General features: G+C 67.9%; 7 protein-coding genes and 2 pseudogenes. 5 read left to right on the top strand and 4 right to left on the bottom strand.

The genetic code is table 11. The features are described 5' to 3' along the window. The first annotated feature begins 17 nt into the window (after window positions 1-17). Both ACWEO7_RS25790 and ACWEO7_RS25795 read left to right on the top strand, forming a co-directional pair. A complete protein-coding gene (locus ACWEO7_RS25790) occupies window positions 18-5,888 on the top strand; it encodes an SDR family NAD(P)-dependent oxidoreductase (protein ID WP_452426840.1) in 5,871 nt (1,956 codons plus the stop codon). An 11-nt stretch (window positions 5,889-5,899) separates the two neighbouring features. Beyond that, on the top strand, window positions 5,900-13,321 hold the full coding sequence (locus ACWEO7_RS25795) for a beta-ketoacyl synthase N-terminal-like domain-containing protein (protein WP_452426842.1): 7,422 nt from the start codon (window positions 5,900-5,902) through the stop codon (window positions 13,319-13,321). A 236-nt stretch (window positions 13,322-13,557) separates the two neighbouring features. Here ACWEO7_RS25795 and ACWEO7_RS25800 read toward each other — a convergent pair whose 3' ends face one another. Next, on the bottom strand, window positions 13,558-14,964 hold the full coding sequence (locus ACWEO7_RS25800) for a selenium-binding protein SBP56-related protein (protein ID WP_452426844.1): 1,407 nt from the start codon (window positions 14,962-14,964) through the stop codon (window positions 13,558-13,560). Window positions 14,965-15,845: 881 nt separating this feature from the next. Here ACWEO7_RS25800 and ACWEO7_RS25805 point away from each other — a divergent pair. Further along, window positions 15,846-16,949 carry an NAD(P)/FAD-dependent oxidoreductase gene (locus ACWEO7_RS25805; RefSeq protein ID WP_452426846.1) on the top strand — a complete coding sequence of 368 codons (1,104 nt, stop codon included), beginning with the start codon at window positions 15,846-15,848 and terminating at the stop codon, window positions 16,947-16,949. A 100-nt stretch (window positions 16,950-17,049) separates the two neighbouring features. On the opposite strand, the gene ACWEO7_RS25810 is transcribed toward ACWEO7_RS25805, so the two are convergent. Together ACWEO7_RS25810 and ACWEO7_RS25815 are read right to left on the bottom strand one after the other, a co-directional pair. Further along, window positions 17,050-18,249, bottom strand: coding sequence for a low temperature requirement protein A (locus ACWEO7_RS25810; protein WP_452426848.1), 1,200 nt, complete (start codon window positions 18,247-18,249; stop codon window positions 17,050-17,052). A gap of 310 nt (window positions 18,250-18,559) precedes the next feature. Further along, a pseudogene (locus ACWEO7_RS25815) lies at window positions 18,560-19,155 on the bottom strand (SDR family NAD(P)-dependent oxidoreductase); the annotation flags it as partial. A 312-nt stretch (window positions 19,156-19,467) separates the two neighbouring features. Here ACWEO7_RS25815 and ACWEO7_RS25820 point away from each other — a divergent pair. Continuing rightward, window positions 19,468-20,580, top strand: coding sequence for an alpha/beta hydrolase (locus tag ACWEO7_RS25820; RefSeq protein WP_452426850.1), 1,113 nt, complete (start codon window positions 19,468-19,470; stop codon window positions 20,578-20,580). A gap of 40 nt (window positions 20,581-20,620) precedes the next feature. On the opposite strand, the gene ACWEO7_RS25825 is transcribed toward ACWEO7_RS25820, so the two are convergent. Beyond that, window positions 20,621-21,181 (bottom strand): TetR/AcrR family transcriptional regulator, encoded by a 561-nt coding sequence (locus ACWEO7_RS25825; protein WP_452426852.1) that lies wholly within the window; start codon window positions 21,179-21,181, stop codon window positions 20,621-20,623. 467 nt (window positions 21,182-21,648) lie between these two features. Here ACWEO7_RS25825 and ACWEO7_RS25830 point away from each other — a divergent pair. Further along, a pseudogene (locus ACWEO7_RS25830) lies at window positions 21,649-21,906 on the top strand (hypothetical protein); the annotation flags it as partial. Window positions 21,907-22,051: the final 145 nt, after the last annotated feature.

Below are 22,051 nucleotides of genomic sequence, written 5' to 3' on the forward strand. Positions count from 1 at the left end.
CCGAAGGAGGTTCGACCATGTCCGATAGTGATGCCGGGAATGTGCCACCGGTAGCGATCGTTGGCGTGAGCGCGCTGCTGCCCGGAGCACCCGGCGCGGACGGTTTCTGGCGGACGGTCGTGTCCGGGGCAGACCGGGTGAGCGATGTCCCGGCCACACATTGGCTCGTCGACGACTACTACCACGCCGACCCCGCGACACCGGACAGGACCTATGCTCGGCGCGGGGCGTTTCTCTCACCAGTGCCATTCGATCCGATCGCCTTCGGCATTCCGCCGAACACGCTCGCGGCCACCGATACGAGCCAACTCCTGGCGTTGGTCGTCGCCGAACGGCTGCTGTCGTCGCTCGAACCGCAGCGCATGTCCGCTGTGGACCGTGAGCGGGTCAGTGTCATTCTCGGCACGTCCGCACTGGAGTTGCTCACTACCATGGCCGCGCGCATGGAGCGCCCGGTGTGGCTGGCCGCGCTGCGCGAGAACGGAATCCCGGAGGACCGGGCGCGCGCGATCTGCGATCGGATTGCCGAGCACTACGTGCCGTGGCAAGAGGGCAGCCTGCCCGGCATGCTCAGCAATGTCGTCGCTGGTCGGATCGCGAACCGGTTCGACCTCCACGGCAGCAACTACACCACCGACGCCGCGTGCGCGAGTTCGTTGGCGGCGCTGTCGAGCGGGATCAACGAACTCGCGCTCGGGCACGCTGACCTGGTGGTGACCGGCGGCGTGGACACGCTCAACGATCCGGTGACCTACACCTCCTTCAGCAAGACACCCGCCCTCTCACCAACCGGGGACTGCCGCCCGTTCTCCGCGGACGCGGACGGCATGATTCTCGGCGAGGGCGTGGTCATGTTCGCACTACGCCGACTGCACGATGCCGAACGGGACGGCGACCGGATATTCGCGGTGATCCGGGGGATCGGCACCGCATCGGATGGCCGCGGCGGCGCGATCTACGCGCCACAATCCAGCGGCCAGGCACGAGCACTGCGACGTGCCTACGAGATGGCCGGATATGGGCCGGATACGGTCGAACTGGTCGAGGCACACGGAACCGGGACGGCGGCCGGTGACGCGGCCGAGGTCGCCGCTCTGCGAGCGGTTTTCGGCGAGACAGGCCGGGCCGACACCGGGTGGTGTGCACTGGGGTTGGTGAAATCGCAGATCGGGCATACCAAGAACGCCGCCGGTGCGGCGGGGCTGCTCAAGGCGACGCTGGCACTGCACCACCGCGTGCTCCCCCCGACGATCAAGGTGAACCATCCCAACCCGGCGCTCGGATTGGACGGTAGCCCGTTCTACCTGAATACGACGGCGCGGCCGTGGATCAGCGCCGGCGGCCATCCCCGGCGCGCCGGCGTGTCGAGTTTCGGCTTCGGCGGCACGGACTTTCACATCACACTCGAGGAGTATGTGCCGGCGACCGGATCGGCGGCTCCTTTCCTGCGCGCCGCCGGCAGCGAACTCGTACTGCTGTCCGCGGATTCGCCCAGTGCGCTGGTGGCCGCGGCTCGCGCGCTCACCGATACGACGGACGGAATCGTCACTGTCGCACGAAAGACCCAGGAAGCCTTCGACCCGGCGGCAGCGGTCCGCCTCGGCGTCATCGTCACCGAGGCGGGTGACCTCGCGACGACACTGCATGCCGTAGCCGACCGGATCGTCGCGGCCCCGGCGGAATCGTTCGAGGGTCCTGGCGGCGTCCATTACCGTGCCACTGTCGCGGAACCGGGCCCGATCGGGTTCCTGTTCTCCGGTCAGGGCAGCCAGTACGTCGGGATGGGCGCCGAGTTGGCGATGGTATTGCCGGCCGCGCGGGAGAGCTGGGACGCGGTTGCCGCACAGGACCGGTCCGACCACGAAGCACTACATCGGGTCGTCTTCGCGCCGCCGACGTTCAGCGCCGAAGAACGTGCCGCACAGCAGGCCCGACTCAGGTCTACCGAACAGGCGCAACCGGCACTTGCCGCCCAGAGCCTCGCCACGCTGGCGTTACTACGAGCCCTCGATATACGCCCGGATGCCGTGGGCGGGCACAGTTTCGGTGAGCTGGTCGCGTTGCACGCGGCGGGATGCTTCGACCGTGCGACATTGCTGTACCTCGCCCGGCGGCGAGGCGAGCTGATGCGCGACACCGCCACCGAGCCCGGTGCCATGACCGCAGTGATCGGCACCCTCGATGAGGTTCAGGCGCTCGTCGAATCGGCCGCGGACGGTCGGTTGTGGGTGGCCAATCACAACGCGCCCGAGCAGGTCGTCGTGTCCGGTGCGACGAGCGCGGTGGCGGCGTTCGAGCGGCAGGCGACCGAGGCTGGACACACCGTACGGCGCCTCGAAGCGGCCGGGGCGTTCCACACCCCGCTCGTCGCCGCCGCCGCGACGCCATGGCGGGACGTCCTCGATGCGGCCGACCTCCAGGCACCGCGGATTCCGGTATATGGGAACAGCCGAGGCACGCCGTACCCGGCCCATCCGGACGCGGTGCGGGCTGGTCTTGCCGAGCAACTCATTGTTCCGGTCCGATTCGTCGATCAGATCGAAGCGATGTACGCGGACGGCATCCGGACGTTCATCGAGGTAGGTGCGGGCGCGACACTCACGCGGCTGGTGGGAGAGATTCTCGCCGGGCGCGAACACCTGGCGGTCAGCCTCGACCGAGCGACAGCCCGGGGAATGCAAGCCGCGCACGATGCCATGGCGCGATTGGCCGTTGGGGGGCTACGCCTGGACTTCACGGCCTTGTGGAGGGCCTACAACCTGCGACCGGACGAGGAAACAATGAGCAAGGAACAATCTCCGGCGACCGTGAAACTACTCGGCGCCAACTACGGCAAGCCCTACCCACCCGCAGATGGCTCGGCCACACTGTCACCGCCGCACTCGCCAACTCCGGCTCCACCGGCCGAGAGTGCGCTGATGGCACAGCCACCGAGCCTCTCTACCGCGGCCGGTTCCGACTGGCTCGAGGCACTGCGGGAGACACAGCGGCTCGCAAGCGAAGCCCACATCGCCTATCAGCGAACGATGGCCGAATCGCATCTGGCGTTTCTGCGGCTGTCGGAGGCGGCACTCGTCGGCCTGGCCGGCGGCACACCCGCAGCGACACTGCCCGCCCCGGCGCCGATCACCCACCATCCGCTGCCGAATGGCACTGCCGTACCTGTTCCGGACTATTCGGTGACCAACAGCATCGCCGCACCTGCGATGATCGGCCACAGCATTCTCGACTCTGCGCCCATGCCGCCGGCGCCGGATATCCCTGCTACCACACGCGAACCCCACACCTCGGATTCATTGTCCGACATGGTTTCTCCCCCAGGCTCCTCCGCCGATGTGGCCGGTTTGCTGTCGGTCGTGGCGGAGAAGACCGGATATCCCGTCGATGTGCTCGATGTCGGCATGGAGCTGGAATCGGACCTCGGTATCGATTCGATCAAGCGGGTGGAGATTCTGTCGGCGGTCCGCCAGCGGTTCCCCGGAGTACGTGAGGTGGATGCGGCGACCCTGGGCGCCGCACGAACCCTCGCGGAGGTGGCCGATCTGCTCGGCGCCGGCGGATCCCCGGAGGCATCCCGGCCTGCGGGCGAACCGCCGCCCGATGCCACGATGATTTCCGACCCCACACCCCTCGGCGTGCCCGCCAACACATCCCCGGTCGACACCGAACCCGCCGTGCGACTGACCGTGCGGCCCGTGCCGCGTGCGGCGTCCGGGCTTGCCCTGCCCGGTCTGCGCAGTAGCCGGGTGGCGATTACCGGCGGTAAGTCCGGCCTCGCCGAACTGCTGGCGACAGAACTCATCGAATCCGGCGTCGACGCCCGTGTCGACATCGAACCCGCTGCCGATATCCAAGGCCTGATCCATCTCGGCACCCTGGGCACGGCAACCACCGCTGACGCGGCGCTCACCGCCGACCGGGACGCCTTCCGGCTGGCACGGACCTTCGTCACGGAGCGGACGACCGGGCCCGGGATCTTCGTCACCGTTCAGGACACAGGCAGTGACTTCGGCCGGTCGGGTGCCGCGCCGACCCCGGCGGGTCTCGCCGCTTTGGCGCGCACAGCCGCCCGGGAGTGGCGAGACATCACCGTCAAGGCGATCGATTGCGACACCCGAGGCCGCACCGACGCCGCCATTGCCCGGGCGATCGCGCGGGAACTGCTCGACGGCGGCGCGTCGACCGATGTCGGGCTGACCGCGGACGGCCGTCGCACCGTGCTCGATACCGTGGCACTCCCACCCGGTACGGCGACCAGGAAACCGGCGGGACCGCATTCCGTGATCGTGGTGAGCGGCGGGGCGCGCGGGGTCACCGCTGCGGCCCTTCGCGCACTCGCCGAAGCCGGCTCGCCCAGACTGGTTCTCATCGGCCGGACGCCGCTCACCGATGAACCGTCGTGGCTGCGGGACGCGCGCGGCGAGACGGCAGTACGTGACGCGGTCGTCGGGCACCTGCGTGCCGGTGGCGAGACTCCCGATCCCCGGCGCATCCGGAGTGAGACCGCCGCGGTCCTTGCCGCCAGGGAGGTCCGCGAGACGCTGCGTGCCCTGCAGATCGCGGGGTCACCGGTGCGTTATGTGACGGCCGATGTGACCGACACCGAGGCTGTGCGGACCGCGCTGGCGGACATCCGCACCGAGTGGGGGCCCATCACCGGGCTTGTGCACGGAGCGGGTGTGCTCGCCGACAAGGCGATCCGCGACAAGAGCGACGAGCAGTTCGACCGGGTCTTCGACACCAAGGTCGGCGGCCTGCGCTCGTTACTCGCTGCCGTGGCCGACGACCCGCTCGAACTGCTGTGCGTGTTCTCCTCGGTGGCGGCGTGCTACGGCAACGCGGGCCAGAGCGACTACGCCATGGCGAACGAGATCATCACACAACTCGCCGCGACGGAACACCGCAGGCGCGAAAACTGCCTGGTGCGAGCCATTGCCTGGGGCCCTTGGGACGGCGGCATGGTGGACGAGTCGCTCGCGGCGCACTTCCGTGCCACGGGCATGCCACTGATGTCGCCGGCGGCCGGTGCCAAGGCATTCATCGAGGAATTGTGTGACGACGCCGGACCGGTGTGCGTCCTACGGGCGGCGGGTCACCCCGGTTCCGCCTCCGACATCAGTGGGGAGCTCGCTGTGACCGCCCGCGATCACAGCTACCTGTTCGACCATCAGATCGGCGGGTTGCCGGTGGTCCCAGTTGCGCTGGTTCTCGAATGGTTTACCGGGGTGTTGCGGGCAGCGCTACCGGGCGGGGATATCACCTTGTCGGGCATCGAAGTGCTGAGCAAGATCGCCTTGGACGATTTCGCGGCACGCGGCAGGACCCTGCGCCTGACGGCCGACCGGCCGGACCCCGTGGGCCCGCTGACGCTCACCGTATCCGGGCCGGAGGGCCGACAGCACTTCCGGGCGCGGGCAGCAGGCCGCGGCTCGACACCGAGGCGCTGGACCGAACCGACCGGCCTACAGCCGTTGGGACGGGAGACATATGACGGGCGGGTGCTCTTCCATGGGCCCGCGTTCCAGGTGCTCACCGCCGTCGACGGCATCGCGCCGCACGGGGCGGCGGGCATGGTGACCGGCACCCGCGGCCGGAACTGGCCCACGGCGGACCGGAATACCGACCCGGCCGCAGTCGACGGCGCACTGCAGCTCGCGACGCTGTGGGCCGAGCATGTCCTCGGGGCCGCGGTCCTGCCCATGGGAATTGCGGAGTTTCGCCTCTTCGTCCCCGGCCCGCTGGACAGCGACGCGCGAGTAGTGGTGCTTGCCGGCCGAGCAGGCGGCAGCGAAGCCGATTGTGATGTCCAGGTCTGCACGACGAATGGACGCCCGCTCTTCGAACTGGGCGGGGTCCGGCTCATCGCCCGGCCCGACATCACCGGTTAGGAGTAGCCACAGTGTTCGAACCCGTCGCGGTGGTCGGCCGGGGCTGTGTGCTGCCCGATGCACTGACGCCCGATTCGTTCTGGCACAACATCGTCACCGGCCGACTCAGCGTCTCGATGGCGACGGCGGAGCGATGGCGATTGCCGAGCGAGGCCATGGCGCACATCGTCGGGCCCTCGGCCCCGGTTCACAGCGCTGCCGGCGGCTACGTGCACGGCTTCGACGATATTTTTCGACCGGATGGCTTCCTGGTCGGTCGCGAGGAGATCGCAGCGCTCGACCCCGCGTTCCGCTGGGTGCTCCACGGCGTGCGCGAAGCCCTGCGGGAAGCCGGCGAAGACCGGCCCCGTGACCGGACGGGCCTGGTTCTGGGAAATTTGTCCATGCCAACCGACGGGTTGGTCCGGTATGCAGAAAGCGTGTGGCTTGCCGAGCAACCCGCGCAGTTGCGCACGGCGCTGCCCGGTTCCCCGGCAGCCCGCGACAGATTCTCCTCGGCCATGCCCGCGCACTTCGCCGCCGCCGCCCTGGGACTCGGCGGCGATGCGTTCGCGCTGGATGCGGCGTGCGCATCCGCGTTGTATGCGATCAAGCTCGCCTGCGACCGGCTCCACGCCCGCACCGCGGACATGATGGTGGCCGGTGCGGTGAACCGCGTCGACGATCTCGCGGTGCACCTGGCGTTCAGCGCCCTCGGCGCGCTCAGCCCCACCGGCCGTAGCAGGCCGTTCCACCGTGGCGCCGATGGCCTGGTGCCGGCCGAGGGCTGCGGGTTCGTGGCGCTCATGCGACTGTCCGATGCGCTGGCGGCGGACATGCGGATATTCGGGGTGATCCGCGGGATCGGCCTGTCGAACGATGGCCGCGGCGCCGGGCTCCTCGTGCCGTCGCAGGCCGGGCAGCTCGAGGCGATACGGCAGGCCCACACCATGGCCGGAGTCGCACCGGAGTCGGTGTCGCTGCTGGAATGTCACGCCACTGGTACGCCGCTCGGCGACGCGACCGAAGTGCGTGCGATGGCCGATGTGTTCGGAAACGCCGCGGACCTTCCGATCGGTTCGGTGAAGTCCAATACGGGACATCTGGTTACCGCCGCCGGCGTGGCCGGGCTGCTCAAAGTCCTGGGCGCGTTCGACGCCGGCGTCCGACCGCCAACCCTCTCGGCCGAGGAACCTGTGACGGTTCTTCGCGGCACGACCCTGCGGCTGCTCCATGAAGCCGAGCCCTGGGACGGCCCGCGGCGTGCCGGAATCAGCGCCTTCGGCTTCGGTGGCAACAATGCCCACCTCGTGATCGATCCTGGTCCGGGAGACAGCGCCGCGGCACTTGCCCCGCCACCGGCGCCTCCCATGCCCGCCGCTGCGGCGGTGGCGATCGTCGCGATCGGCGCTCGGGTCGGGACCTGCCGCAGCTATGCCGAATTCCGCGAGAGCCTGCTGGGTGGCACATGGCATGCCGAGCCGGCCGCGGACTACGACGTGGCGCTGGATGGCCTCCGCACGCCGCCGGCCGATCTGCGACAGGCACTCGGCCAGCAGGTCGCCATCCTCGAGGCGGCTCGGGAGGCCGCCGGCCGCGTCGCGCTGCCCCAGGAACGAACGACTGTGCTGATCGGGATGGGCTGTGACGCAGAGGTCGCCCGTCATCCAGCGCGTATTCGCGTCGCCGCGCACCATGTAGCCGACGCACGGGATGGTGTCGCGGACGCATTTGCCGCGCCGCTAACGGCGCCCGCGGTGTTGGGCACGATGCCCAATATCGTCGCCAACCGGATCAACTCCCAGCTCGACCTGCGCGGGCCCGGCTTCACGGTCTCGGCCGAGGAAGCCTCCGGAATCGTGGCACTGGAGCTGGGCTGCCGTGCCCTGCGGGACGGTTCGGCCGACGCCGTACTCGTCGGCGCGGTAGATCTCTCGCACGAACCCGTCCATCGCAGCGCGGCGGCAGCAGTGGGCGTCGACGCCGCCCCCGGCGATGCGGCAATCGTGCTCGTCCTCAAGCGAGCCGCCGATGCCCGCAACGACGGCGACGAGGTACTCGCCCTCGTCGCTGATCCCGGTGACGTGAGCGAACTGATTGTCGGGGACGCACCGGCAGACGACGCCGCGGGATGCGAAAAATTCGATCCGACAACGCTTTTCGGTGCCCCTCATGCCGCGAAGGGCCTGCTTGCCGTTGCCTGCGCCACCGTCGCGCTGCGCCATGGCGCCGTGCCTCGTGCGGGGCGTGCGGCGGACCCGTCGCTGGGAATCCGGCACGCAACGGTCGCCGTCCGGACGCTCGGTGCCGCCCCCGCCGTGACCGCGCTGATCGCTGCTGAGATAGCACCGTGGAGCACGGAACCCCCAGTGCGTCATCATGTCTACTCCGGCGCGGACGCCGCGAGCGTGCTCGCCGCCGCCCGCGCCGGAACCGAAGGTGACCACGGTCCGGCCCGGCTGGTCGTATCCGCCGTGGACGCGGACCAGCTGTCCACCCGCCTGGCAGCCGCGATGCGCTGGCTCGCGGGACGGGGGGTGCGTCCAGAGGGTGTCGCCTTCCGGGACCGGGCGGTCGAAGGTGAGGTCGCGTTCGTCTACACCAACGGTTCCGCGTGTTACCCCCGGATGGGACGCGACGTGCTGCTGGCTTTTCCGGAGATAGTCGATCGCCTCGAACGCCGCTGCGGTCCGCTCCGCGACTTCGCCGGGTGGGCCTACACCGGCACCGGGACCGACGTGCCGCACGTGCTCAACCAGATCTGGGGTGCCTCCCTGCTTGGTCAGCTCCACACGGAGCTGACCCGCGGCATCCTCGGCCTCGAACCGGCGGCGGTGCTGGGCTATTCGTCTGGAGAGACCACCTCCCTCGTCGCGATGGGCGCATGGGGCGAGGTGCCGCGACTGGTTGCCGATGCCCACCGGTCACCGCTGTTCACCCGAGAGGTAGCGGGCAACCTCGACGTCGTGCGCAGTGCCTGGCGCGAACGCGGAATCGACGACGGTCGGTGGACCAGTTTTCTGGTCAGCGCCGACGTGCAGGCCGTGCGCGCGGCGCTGGGTGACGAGCCCACCGTTCGCCTCATGGCGATAAGTGCACCGCAGGCGTGTGTGATCGGCGGGGAGGCCGAGGGCTGTGCCCGCGTGCTGTCCCGGCTCGGAGAGGTCCATGCACTCGCACTCGGGTACGACATCGCCGTCCATATTCCGGAAGTAGAACGGGTCCGGGACGCCTGGTGGCGGCTGCACGACCGGCCGACCACACAGTTGCCCGATGTTCGCTTCTATTCCTGTGCGACCTCGTCGTCCTACGTCGTGTCCCGGACGTCCGCCGCAGACGCCATCACCGAACAGGCCGTGCGGACCATCGATTTCGTTGCCACGGTGGAGAAAGCATGGGCCGACGGGGTTCGGGTGTTCATCGAGCACGGTCCACGCGCGCTGTGCACCGGCTGGATCTCCCAGATCCTCGGTGATCGGGAACATCTGACCGTGGCGTTGGATTCCGCCGACGGACGAGGACAGCGCAGCATGGTCCGGGCAGTCGCCGAATTGCGCTCCGCCGGAATCGATCTGCGCTACGATGACCTGCTCGATCGGCTCGGCACACGCGACTCCCGGCCCCAGCCCGTGGGTCGGACTGTCCGTGTGGCCGCGCACTGGCCGAGCGTCGCACTGCCTGACCTTTTCCCCGCGGAGGCGATGGCCCCCGCACCGGCCCTACCGCCGGTGAGTATCGCCCCTACGATCGTGCGGCCGGTCGCTTCCACCCACCCCTTGCCGGCGGTTTCCGCCGCGGCCGAGGTCTCTCTCGTTCCGGTCTCCGAACCGCCGCCGAACACGCTGTTTTCGGACATTGTGCGAGTGCACCGGCGCTTTCTCGAGGACCAGGCCGTAATGCACCGGCGCTATCTGGGGGTAATCACGCAAGCACAGCACCTCTTGCTGAGCCCGGTATCGACCGGTGCCCAGACAGTAGTGTCGGCCGAGGGGGCCGTCCCGGGTGCGCTGCGGCGGCTGCCGTCGTTGGACCGCGCCCAGCTGGAAGCGCTTGCGACGGGACCGATCTCGGCGGTTCTGGGACCGTTCTTCCGGGCACAGGATGAATTTCGGCGGCAGGTGCGGATGCCGGCGCCACCGATGCTGCTCGCCGACCGGGTCACCGGGATCGAGGCCGAGCAGGGGCGTCTCGGCACAGGATCGATTCACACCGAGACCGATGTCACCGCCGACAGCTGGTACCTCGACCCGGCCGGCCGCATGCCCGCGGGCCTGATGATCGAGGCTGGTCAGGCGGATCTGTTGCTCATCAGTTGGATGGGGATCGACCTGCTCAACCGAGGTGAGCGCGTGTACCGGCTACTCGGTTGTGAGGTCACCTTCCACGGCAGTCCGCCGGTCCCCGGACAGACTCTGACGTTCGATATCGACATCGACGGTCATGGGGAACACGCAGGCATGCGCCTGTTCTTCTTCCGTTATGACTGCTATGTCGAGGGCGAACTCCGCCTGAGTGTCCGCGGCGGCCAGGCCGGCTTTTTCAGCGACGCCGAGCTCGCGGCTAGTGGCGGCGTGTTGTGGGATCCGCGGTCCGACGCGCCGGACCGCGCCCGTCCATGCGATCCGCCGATGCTGGAGACCGCGGCCGACGCCTTTTCCGCCGACCAGGTCGCCGCGTTCGCGGCCGGGCGGCCGGATCTGTGTTTCGGCCCCGGGTGGCGTCGTACCCGGGCGCATGTGCGGACCCCGCGCATCGCCGATGGACGCATGCTGTTCCTTCGCGAGATCACCGAGTTCGCGCCCGGCGGCGGGCCGTGGGAGCGGGGATATCTGCGAGCCTCTGCTCCGGTGGCGCCGGACGACTGGTACTTCGACGGCCATTTCGAGAATGATCCGTGCATGCCCGGCACCCTGATGCTCGAGGGCTGCCTGCAGGCGATGGCCTTCTACCTGGCCGCGCTCGGCCATACGATAGACACCGACGGGTACCGTTTCGAGCCGGTGACCGATATTGCGGTGCCGATGCGGTGCCGTGGCCAGGTCACCCCGGACAGCCGGGAAATTGTCTACGAGGTGTTCGTCGCGGAGGTCCGTGCCGGTGCCGAGCCCACGCTGACAGCCGATGTGCTGTGCACCGTCGACGGGGTCAGGGCATTTCACGCTCGCCGCGTTGGACTCCGCTTGGTGCCGGACTGGCCGCTGGCCCAACTCGTGCCGATGGCGGCCGAGAATCGGGATTCCGATGCGGTCGTCACTGATCGAGCGGCCCTGTTGGCCTCGGCCCTTGGCCGGCCGAGCGCGGCGTTCGGCCCGATGTACGTCACATTCGACGGCACCCGTCGCGCGGCCCGCCTGCCGGGACCGCCATACCAATTCGTATCCAGGATCGTCTCGGTCGACGCGCCGCCGGGGGCGATGCGGGTGGGCGCCCGGGCGGTCGCTGAATACGACGTGCCACCGGACGCTTGGTATTGGCAGGCCAACGGCTACCCGGTGATGCCGGTGTCGGTGCTGATGGAGGTCGCACTGCAGCCGTGCGGCTGGCTGGCCTCCTACGCGGGCTGCGCGTTGTCCACCACGGAGGACGTGCTTTTCCGCAACCTCGATGGCACCGCCACCGTACTGGCCGAGGTGACACCGATGACCGGGATCGTGCGGACGACGGCCACCCTCCGCGACATCTCTACGCACGCCGGTATGATCGTCGTCGCGTTCGATGTGGAGTCCGACGCGGCCGGTAAGCAGATTCTGTCCGCATCGACAGTGTTCGGGTTCTTCCCGCGGCGCGCCTTCACCGATCAGGTCGGGCTACCGGCAACGGATGAGGAACGCGCCGGTCTGGCCGCCGCCGATGATCCGGTGATCGACGCGGACACACTGCCCCCGTCCGAACCGACACTGCGCATGTGGGACCGGATAACCGGGTACTACCCGAATGGCGGCCCCGCAGGGCTCGGCCGAATCGTCGCGGTCAAGCAGATCACCGGTGGTGAATGGTACTTCCGCGCGCATTTCTTCCAGGACCCGGTGCAACCGGGCTCACTCGGTGTCGAAGCCATGGTCCGGTTGCTGCAGTTCGTGCTCCGGGACAGCGGCCTGGCTGCCGGAATGCGCTTCGAGTCGGTAGCCCTCGGTGAACGTCTGTCCTGGAAGTACCGCGGGCAGGTCACCCCGGACAATGAACTCGTGACGATCGAGCTCACGGTGACCCGCATCGAGCGGACCGGCGCCACCTGCCTTGCCGTCGCGGACGCCGGACTGTGGGTCGACGGGACCAAGATCTACCGGGTTCCGAATCTGTCGGTCCGGTTGGTGGCGGCGGATCCATACTCGACGGAGGAGGTTCTCGACCCGATCGTCGACGACTGGGTGTCAGACCACCGTCCTACCTGGACTGTGCCCGCACTTCCGCTCATGTCGACCATGGACAGAATCGTCGCGGCGGGTCGTCGGGTGGGAACCGTAGCCGCGCTGCGCGAACTGCGGCTGCAGCGGTGGACTCCGGTGCCGGGCCCGACGACGTTGCGCACCGAGGTGAAGCGGACCGGCGAGGGATTCGCCGTGACGACCTCGGTGTGGCGTGCGGTGAGGGATCCGCGTCTGTCCAGATTCGAGCCGACTGCTACCGCGATTCTCGTCCTATCCCACACGGCGCCCCGGCCGGACCCGTGGCCGGACCCCGCCGACCTGCAGCCCGAACCTGATCCGTACGCCTCGGGCACGCTGAGCCACGGCCCACGTTTCCGGTATCTCGTCTCGCTGCGCTCGGGTGCGACGGCGGCGGTCGGCATTCTGGATGCGGCCCGCGGTAGCGTTCCTCGCGGCGAGCTACATCAGGGGCTCCTCGACGCGTGCACCCACGTCATTCCGCACGCCGAACTCTGGCGCTGGTCGCCGGACATTCATCGCGGTCACGTCGGATACCCGCACCGCATCACGGTGCTCGACCTGTACGAGTCCCTGCCGGAACACGGCACCGTGACCGTCCGAGCCCGTTTCGCCGGATTCGAGGCCGACGACCCTATACATCCCGCCTTCGACGTGCAGGTATGTCGGGACGACCGGGTCCTCGTCGCATTCCATCTGGTCGACGCGCTCGTACCGACCGGGCCCATGGCGGCACTTGATCATGCGCAGCGCCGGGCATTCCTGCGTGACCGGGTGTTCGTCGCCGGCGCCGGTCTCTCCCGAACCGACAATGGGGTGACCCGATTGACTCGTGCCCAGGTGGACGAGCTCGACTGGCTCCCCGGCACCGTCGCCGAGATCTACGCCCTCAGCGGTACGGACCGACTTGCGCAGATCGCGATGAAAGACCATATCGGCCGTCGGCTCGGCGTCCACCCCAGCAAGATCCACGCTGACGTCGGCGGATCCCGTGCCCGTTTCGGTGACAGCGAATATCCGTTGACGGTAACCGTCCTGGGCACGTCCGTGGAAGTTCGAGACGCATGAGGCCTGTCGGAAAAGCAGGCCAGGGCCGATGAAATATCGATCTCGACTGTGGTAGTCCGGCGCCGACGGCACAGCCGAAGGCATCGAAGCTCCTGGTGAATGTTTCTGCGCCGCTTCGATATCGAGACTGTATGGTGATCTCCTAGCGCCAACAGCGTGTCCGAGGTTCGACGTGTGCGGACACTTCGCCGACCGGGCATACGCGGTGGAGATCCAGTGGTCCCCGCTCGTCCCGACTACTGGTAGCAGTAGGAGTCGGAGGACGCGTCGCCGCCCTGGAGGCGCACCTGGTGCACCCGCAGACCTCGAAAGTCCTCGTCGTGCGGGAAGAACGACTCGTCGATGGTCATTCCGCCGTCGGGATCGATGCGCATCACGGCCATCCAGGCGCCAACCCCATCTGGGTAGAACTGGTCGTCCCACGCGCCATAGAGCGAATTGGTGAGGTAGACCCGCCGACCGTTACGGCTGATCTCGACCATCTGGGGGCCGCCGGCAAGCGGCTGGTTCGGCGCGGCCGGGTGGGCGGCGCGGCCCACGATTCCGCCGAGCCGGACCGACCCGGTCTCTTTCGGGTCGGCCGGGTCGCGCACGTCGAACTGCTTCAGCTCCCCGGTACCCCAGCACGAGACGTAGAGGTATGCGTCGTCGACCGACAGGTCGATGTCGGTGACCAGCGGCGGCACCGCGCCGAACGGTTTCAGTGCCGGCGGCAGCAGATCGGGATCGGCCGGCTCGGCCGGGATGGTGATCACCTTGTCGACCGCCCACACGCCGCCATCGCGGTGCCAACGCCACACGGAGGCCGACAGATCCTCGGTCGAGATCACCACGCCGACGAACCCCCAAGCGGCGTCCGGATCGTGTGACGGGCGCAGCTCGAGTGCCATCTGGTATTGCTCGCCGAGATCGATCCGCTGCTGGTGCCGACCGGCGCTGAGGTCCCAGAAGTGGATCGCGTGGCCGTACTTGTTGGCCAGCAACAGCTCCGGGTTCAGCCCGTCCTCGATCATGGCTGGGGTGCCCCACTCGCTGCTGATCAGCGTGTTCTGGTTGAGATGCCACCAGGCGTCGTACGCGAGGTATTGCGGCCCACGGTCGGTCTCCCATTGCCGCAGCACATCGAACGTGCCGTGATCGAGCAGCGCGATCCCGCCCGGCCCGTCCGATCCGTCGGCCCCGCCGAGGCAGGTCATGAACACACCGTCCGGCCCGCAGTGCAGCGTGTGTGGACGGGAGTAGCCGGCCTTGGCCGCGAGCTCGGAGCTGTCCACGATCTTGGACAGGGTGGGCTGGCGTGGGTCGGGCTGGGTGTCGAACACGTACAGGCGCGACGAGCGCAGACCCGGCACGATCAGGTACCGCCGAGCCAGCCCCTCAATCTGGTGGCCCTCATGCTTCAGCGCGCTGCTGCAGGCGTTCCAGCCGAAATGGTGCAGCTCGTTGCCCAGGTGGGGTACCTCGGTCCAGCCCACCACCAGGCCGTAGGTGGCCGAGCCCGGATCCACATCGATTACTGACAGCGCATCTGGCTTCTGTGCCGCGCGGTCGAACGCAACAACGTATGCGAGCCGCTCCGGTGGCGCGGCCGCCGCCTCCGCTGCGCTCCGATAGAAGGTCGGGTCCAAGTCTGAGTGATGCATTTCCAGCCTCCTTCATGCCGATAGGCGGAAACCCACGCACCTCGCGTGCCGTATGGCGCGGGCAGGCAATAACCAGTCTCGGCCTATCGACGCAGATCCACCAGCTACCGCCGGCGCGGCGGCAGAGTGCGCGGTAGGGCGCAGTTCTGTCGAAGAGCGTTGACCGGAGAATCTGGATGCATCGTCACCGTGCAGCCCACGGATTGCCTTACCCATGTCCGGGTGGGGGCTGACCTCCGGCACCGGGCCCGACCGCTTCGCGTTCACTCTCTGCCTGATCATGAACAACCTCAGCCCGTCAGCCTGACAGGTTCTCCAGCCGGTCCAGGATGCAGGCCAGCGTGCACGGCGTACCGGTAGACGCCCCGGCCGGTGCACCACCACTAAGGGGACTCGAACACTGACCCCCACTCAGGAGTTCGTGATCCCTTCGCCCACCACGATGGCGCTTCAGCCCTGCCTTGCCGCGGCGAGCGGCTCGGGGATCGTGCGGAACGTGTAGGGGGCAACTACGCGAACGCAATAAAATCGCAAGCCATTGAACTGCGGTTTTGTAGTGTTCTGGGGACAGAACGCGACAGCGCACGGAATGGAAATCGACACCGAAACCTGGCCCACCACAATGTTTCGCGTCACGGCCGACCGACAGCGGGTGCATCCAGGCGTCGCATTTCCTTCACCAGGCAATCTCCTCTTTCGGCTCCGCGATCGCTAGGGGTGAGATCGGTTTCCTGATTCGTGGGTCCGGGGGTCCTTCCCTTCACCGGCCGGTGGTGTGATGCTGGATCATGTCCACCACCTCCGAGCAGGAGACCCGCCATGGCCACCAAGGCGCTGCTGGTCCGACTCGAAGCCGAACCCAGGCGCAGGTGTAACCCATCATGAACGCTGCGGATATCGGGGTCGTCGGGGCGGGCATCGTCGGGCTGTCCACCGCCTACGCACTGCTGAGCGCGGGCGAGTCGGTCCGGGTGTACGAACGGGGGTTGCCGGGCAATGCCCAGTCCGGCGGTGAAGCCAGAATTTTTCGCCATGCCCACGACGACCCCCGGCTAGTGGCATTCGCGCGGGACAGCCGTGCTATCTGGGACCAATGGGCGCAGCAGCTGGGCAGAGAGCTGATCTCGGCTGACGGCGTGGTCGCGATCGGTGCCAGCGTTGAGCAGCGGCTGGCGATCCTGGAACGGGTCGGTGGGGTGCGGGCACGTCGCATCGAGCCCGACGAACTGGCGCAGCGGATGCCGCTGTTGGCCGCCTACGAGGGTCCTGCGATGCTCGATGAGGCGGGCGGGGCGATCCGGACGCGGGCCGCGATCGATGGGCTCGCCGCCTCGATCGGTGACGCTCTGGTGGTTGACGAGGTGCTATCGGTAGCGCCCACCGGGCGAGGCACCATCGAGGTCCAGACCGGCGGCGCACGGGTCGAACACGCAGCCGTGGTGGTGTGCGCGGGCCAGGGAACCGCACGGCTGGCACGCGGAGTGGGGATATCGCTTCCGGTGCGCTCGGCAGCGCACGTGCGGGTCACCTTCGATGTGCGCGAGCGGTTTCAGCGACTCGCATGCCTGCAGGACAGCAGCGGCGAATTCGGTGAGACCGGCATTTACGCCGCGACGATGCCCGGCAACCGGCAGTACGCCGTGGGACTCAGTGAGACCCTCGAATTGCGCGACGACGGCAGCTTTCTCCAGCCGGCCCAGCTCGCCGCGCTGGCCGACCGGGCCGGTAACTACGTGCGCCGGGCTCTGCCCGGGCTGGATCCCGAGCCGGTGGACTACCGCCACTGCTGGGTGACCGACCTGCCCTGGAGTGAGGACGGAGTGGCGATCTGGGAGGCCGACGGCATCTACTTCATCGCCGGTCACAATCTGTTCAAGCAGGCCCCCGGGCTCGGCCGAGCGCTCGCGCAGGCGGCCCTCGGCGCGGAGCTGGCCGTCGAACTGCGTCCTGAGTCGACCCTTGGCCGACCGGTGCTCTCGGCGTGAGTAGACACGACCCCCGAACATGGAAAACTGAGGAACCTCTGCATGTGCTCCTCAGCAGAACGTCGGAAGCTAGGCGGTGCTTACGTCAGTGGAGTCGTTCTCACCGTACGGATCCCGCTATGCCGGTGCCTATCTGCGGGCGCCGCCACAGCTCCCATGCGAGTCGCAGGACTCCGATCGCGGTAAGCACGGTCAGCGACAAGAAGGCGGGGACGGAAATCGCCACCGGAAAGACGAGGAGGGCCGCGGCGGCGGTGAGGAGCCGATCGCGGGTGAGCCGACGGTGGTCACGCCATCGGTAGGCCACCTCGCCGGCGTAGAACAGTGCCACCCCACCGGTGAGGGCGAGAGCGGCCAGCGGCGCCAGCGGCTCATCGATGTGTTCCACCGAAACCCGGGCCCCGAGGGCGAAGAAGACAATCCCCGCGACGAGCGGCAGGTGCAGGTAGCTGTAGGCGTCGCGCGCCAACCGTACCCGATCGACACCGGATGTTCGCCGCATACGTTCTTCGGCGCCTGCGGTGAGGCCGAAGTAGGTCCACCACAGCGTGGCCGAGATCAGCACCCCGAGAACCACGGCCCCGAGGACACCGGGATGGCGCAGGTCTCCGGTTGCCCCCGCCCCCATCGCGACGATCGTCTCGCCCAGGGCGATGATGATGACCGAACCGTGGCGCTCGATGAAATACGAGGGTACGACCCGAAATCCGCGGATTCCTGCTATCAGTGGACTGCCGAAGTCGACCGCCGCCGCCGCGAGCCACAGCAACTCACGATAGGGGGAGGCCACAAAAGCAGCGGCAACGATCAAGACCGGCCCGACGACCAGGCCCGGCGCCAGTCGGCGGATCGCCGACGCCAATCCATCCTCCTCTCGGGATGACGAGGCGAGGAACATCCCGACGTTGATGAGACGGACGGCAAGCAATGCGAGCCCGAAAACGAGGGCCCCGGTGGTGAATGCGGTCGGCAGTGCGATCGCCGCGATGAGCATCGCCGCCATCGCGACGATGATCAACGTCGTGTACGTCACCCGCGCCGTGTCGAACGTGTTGGTCAGCCAGGCGTAGCACACCCACGCCCACCACAGCGCAAGCAGAGCGAGCACACCCCGGCCGAAACCCTGCCAGGAGATGTCACTGAGCATCAGGTGGGTGACCTGCGACATCGCGAACACGAAGGTGAGGTCGAAGAACAACTCCAGGTTGCCCACCGACCGCCCATTCGACTCCTGCGACCCGTCGGTGTAGGGCTCGCGGCCTGCGGATCCCCCGGCGGCGTTGCCGTCGTCGACCGTCATCGCCGACCAGTGGTCATGATCATCGCCCCTTGCTATTCACCAGTGACGTTGTTCTCCGATATCACCTCCTCGGGGGTGACCCGCACCAGCAGCATCCCCTCGCCCGCATGGAGCCGACCGTACTCCTGCGCTCGCTCCGCCCCGACGTAGCGGGTGGAGCGACGGAGACGGCCGCCCGGATGCGGACCAATCGGTTTTCTTGCGTCAAGATCCTGGCAGGATCCGGCTGGTCACATGGTTGATGCCACGGCCGGGGAATCACCTGAAAGCGCTCGGTGAATGCCGCTGAGCGTGCCATCACGGCGCGGGTTCAGCTGTTCTCGGAAGGGTTGAGGGTCTTTCCGGCGAGGTAGCTCAGGTGGATGGGCAGGGGTTTCATGGCGGCGGCGGAGACCTTGTTGACGGCGCCGGGCACACACACGGGCTTGCCCTTCATCACGGCGGCCCACCCTTCGGTGACGACTGCTCCGGGCTGCTGCCAGAGGATCCGGGGCAGATGGTCGGCTTGGTCGCGAGTGCCCATGACATCGTGGAGCTCGGTGTGAGTGAAGCCGGGGCACAGGGCGGTGACGTGGATGCCGTGGGGTTTGAGTTCCATGTCGAGGGCTTGTGAGACGTTGAGCACGTAGGCCTTGATGCCGGTGTAGAGCAGGCTGGCCGCGGGTGGGGCGAACGCGGCGACCGAGGACAGATTGACGATGCGGCCCCAGTGGCGTTTCTTCATGCCGGGGACGACCCGGCGAACGCGGTTTTACCCGACAGGCCCGCGTTGTTGATCAGGACGTCGATCTCGAGGCCCTGTTGGTCGGCGTGGTTCACAATCGCGGCGGGTGCGGCGGGGTCGATGAGGTCGGCGGCGAGCACCTCGCAGCGCACGTCGTGCCGTTCGGTCAACTGCGCGGCGAGTTGCTGTTACCACGGCGAACAGATTCGGCTGGGCCAGCAGGGTTGCGGTGTACTCGCCGTCCAGATCGCTGATCGCCGGGCCTTCCAGGTTCCTGGGCAAGCAGGCCGCTGGTCGCCAATCGGCGCAGCTCGGCGGCCACGTCGTCGTTGTCGGCACCTAAGGGATCCCGCCTCATCTCTTGATTTCTTGAATGATCATCAAGAAGGGTAACGGCTTCTTGACTGGCGTTCAAGAAAGCTTTACCGTTGCCGCACGATCTTCTTGGACGACGCCCAAGAAGAACTGCAACGAGGCGGAAAAGGGCACACGGTATGACGAGCGGCGGGCCGGATCAGCACGAGGGAACAGCGGTACAGCGACGTGAGGTCGCCTTCGCGTCCGGGACGGACACGTGCGCGGCATGGCTGTACACCCCGCCCGACTCGCCGGGACGGCGGCCCGTGGTGATCATGGGGCACGGGCTGGGAGCGGTGCGTGAGATGCGACTCGATGCCTATGCTGAACGGTTCACCGCGGCGGGCTGGTCGGTGCTGGTGTTCGACTACCGTCATCTCGGCGCGAGCGGCGGCTACCCACGCCAACTGCTCGATATCGGCAAGCAACGCGCCGACTGGCATGCCGCTCTGAAGTTCGCTCGCTCCTTACCTGACGTCGACGCGGATCGAATTGCTTTGTGGGGTAGCTCTTTCGGTGGTGGGCATGTTCTTCAAGTCGCCTCCGAAGACACCGGGGTGGCGGCGGTCGTCGCGCAGTGCCCCTTCACCGACGGACCCGCGTCACTGCGTTCGCGCGTGCGCATCGCGCCGCTCAGCGCCCCGGCGCTGTTCGCGGTAGCCATCCTCGACACGGTCGGGTCATGGTTCGGCGCGAAACCGATCCTGCTACCCATGGCGGGCACCCCGTGGATGCCCGCGTTCGTCGCCTCACCCGACGCCCTGGCCGGCGCTTCGGCGCTCCTACCGGCAAGGACCCGGCTCTCGCGGCGCACCAGCGCATTGCTCGAGCGGTTGCCGTCCCTGCGCGCTCGGATATCGCCGAACATCGAGCCGACCCTCGACGACGGCAGCGAAGAACCCGCGAGCACCGTCGGTCGCGACACCATATGGGGTGTGCTGTATGGCCCGAACGGCGATTTCGACGCCGCCAACGCGCTGGCCGCGCGCCTGGCTCTGCATCTTCCGCGGTATCGACCCGGTCGTGCTCTGGCCCGCTCCAGCACACCGACCCTGCTGTGCGTCTGCGACGATGACGTGGCCGCCCCCGCGAGCACCACGATGCGCTTGGGCCACGGGCTGGCGCATGTCCAGATCCGAAGCTATCCGTGTGACCACTTCGGCATCTACGTGGGCGATCGCTTCGAGGACGCTGTCCGCGACCAGATCCGTTTCCTGACAACTCGATTCGCGGCCACGCGCACCCGCTAACGGCGACCTGCACGCTGTCGTTCCGCGCGCCGGAGGGAAGTCAGCGGGCAGCCGCAGCGCTGTCCTGGGCGCGATGCAGCAATGCCTCGATCACCGCGCGCTTGGCCGATTCGGGCATCGGGTGGGTCAGCAAACCCTCGACCACGAACACCCCGATCGTGACCAGGGGATCCACCTCGCCGGCAGGCACCCCCAACTCGATCAGGTCGGTCCGGAACAACCCCTCCGCCAACACGTGAAACTGCTCGTGCCATTCATCGACGGCCGCGGACTCTTTCGCTCGTGCGTGGACCGTGCTCACCAACCGGCCCAGCTGCTCCAATTGCCCGACCAGCCACAACAATCGATCCGCCACCCCTGAGTCGAGCAGTGAGCCGTAGGCGGCCATCGAATCCGCCAGCACCGCGTCCAGCACCGCGATCAGCACCGCGTCCTTGTCCTGGAAGTACCAGTACAAGGTGTTCGACACCACCCCGGAGTCCCGGGCGATCCGCGCCATCGATGCCGCGTCGTAGCCTTCCTCGACGAACAACCGCCGTGCAGCGGCCACAATCTCCGCACGCTTCTCTTCTCGATCACGTGGCCGTCTGTTCCGAGGCATCTCCAGTCCTGACTCATCATCTGACGTTGACCCAACCTTATCTTGGACAGTCCCCAAGACAACGCCACCGCCCGATGCCCCGGAACGTCCTGTACTGCCGCTGGGGGCTCGTTGGCCGACTGTTCGAAATCTGGCTCGGATCGATTGGGTGATCCGGACCTCGCCCGCAGCCACGGGGCTGCGGCGGGGTAGTCGTACGGGGGTCGCGGCTCCCGACCTCATCGCTGGGTAGGCCCGGGGCGCGGTGGCGGGATTGCTCCTGCTTCGTTTCCCCGGACCTCTCGCCGAACCGGCCGTGCGCCTCTCGACGCAACGGGCTCTCCACGGTTTCTGCCGTCAGGCTGGTTGAAGTGTCGCCCATCGGTTGGGGATCACGCTTCACCGTGTTCAGCGCCAACCCCAGCCGCCGTGAGCAGTCCAGCAGCCCGACGCCCTGATCGAGCAGATCGTGCGCCGCATGCCAGCGTTGCAACGTGGTGGTTTCCCGAACCAGTGTCTGTCCCCGGCGCCGCAACGGTGAGAACATCACCGAGCCGGGCATTCCGGAGTCGTTCAAGGTGCTGCTGAAGGAACTTCAGTCGCTGTGCCTCAACGTCGAGGTGTTGTCCTCTGACGGTGCCGCGATCGAGTTGCGTGAGGGCGAGGACCTGGAGCGCGCCGCGGCGAACCTGGGTATCACCCTGTCCCGCAAGGAATCCGCATCCGTAGACGATCTGCCGAGCTGATCGGAGCAGTCGGTACCGACCGGTGTGCCTGGGCATGGCGCTGTCGCGACAGTCCGTGCCCGGTGCACCCGATACGCGCCGCAGGGACTCGGGCTGCCACCGGCTCAGCGGGGATCGATGGTCCGGTGCTGCCGAGCTGCACCCC

The sequence above is a fragment of the Nocardia sp. NPDC004260 genome (assembly GCF_053603155.1).

Bases quoted from the DNA above. Each gene is read 5' to 3' on its own strand.
- ACWEO7_RS25790 (WP_452426840.1), top strand. From the start codon at position 18: ATGTCCGATAGTGATGCCGGGAATGTGCCACCGGTAGCGATCGTTGGC.
- ACWEO7_RS25800 (WP_452426844.1), bottom strand. From the start codon at position 14,964: ATGCATCACTCAGACTTGGACCCGACCTTCTATCGGAGCGCAGCGGAG.
- ACWEO7_RS25805 (WP_452426846.1), top strand. From the start codon at position 15,846: ATGAACGCTGCGGATATCGGGGTCGTCGGGGCGGGCATCGTCGGGCTG.
- ACWEO7_RS25810 (WP_452426848.1), bottom strand. From the start codon at position 18,249: ATGACGGTCGACGACGGCAACGCCGCCGGGGGATCCGCAGGCCGCGAG.
- ACWEO7_RS25820 (WP_452426850.1), top strand. From the start codon at position 19,468: ATGACGAGCGGCGGGCCGGATCAGCACGAGGGAACAGCGGTACAGCGA.
- ACWEO7_RS25825 (WP_452426852.1), bottom strand. From the start codon at position 21,181: ATGCCTCGGAACAGACGGCCACGTGATCGAGAAGAGAAGCGTGCGGAG.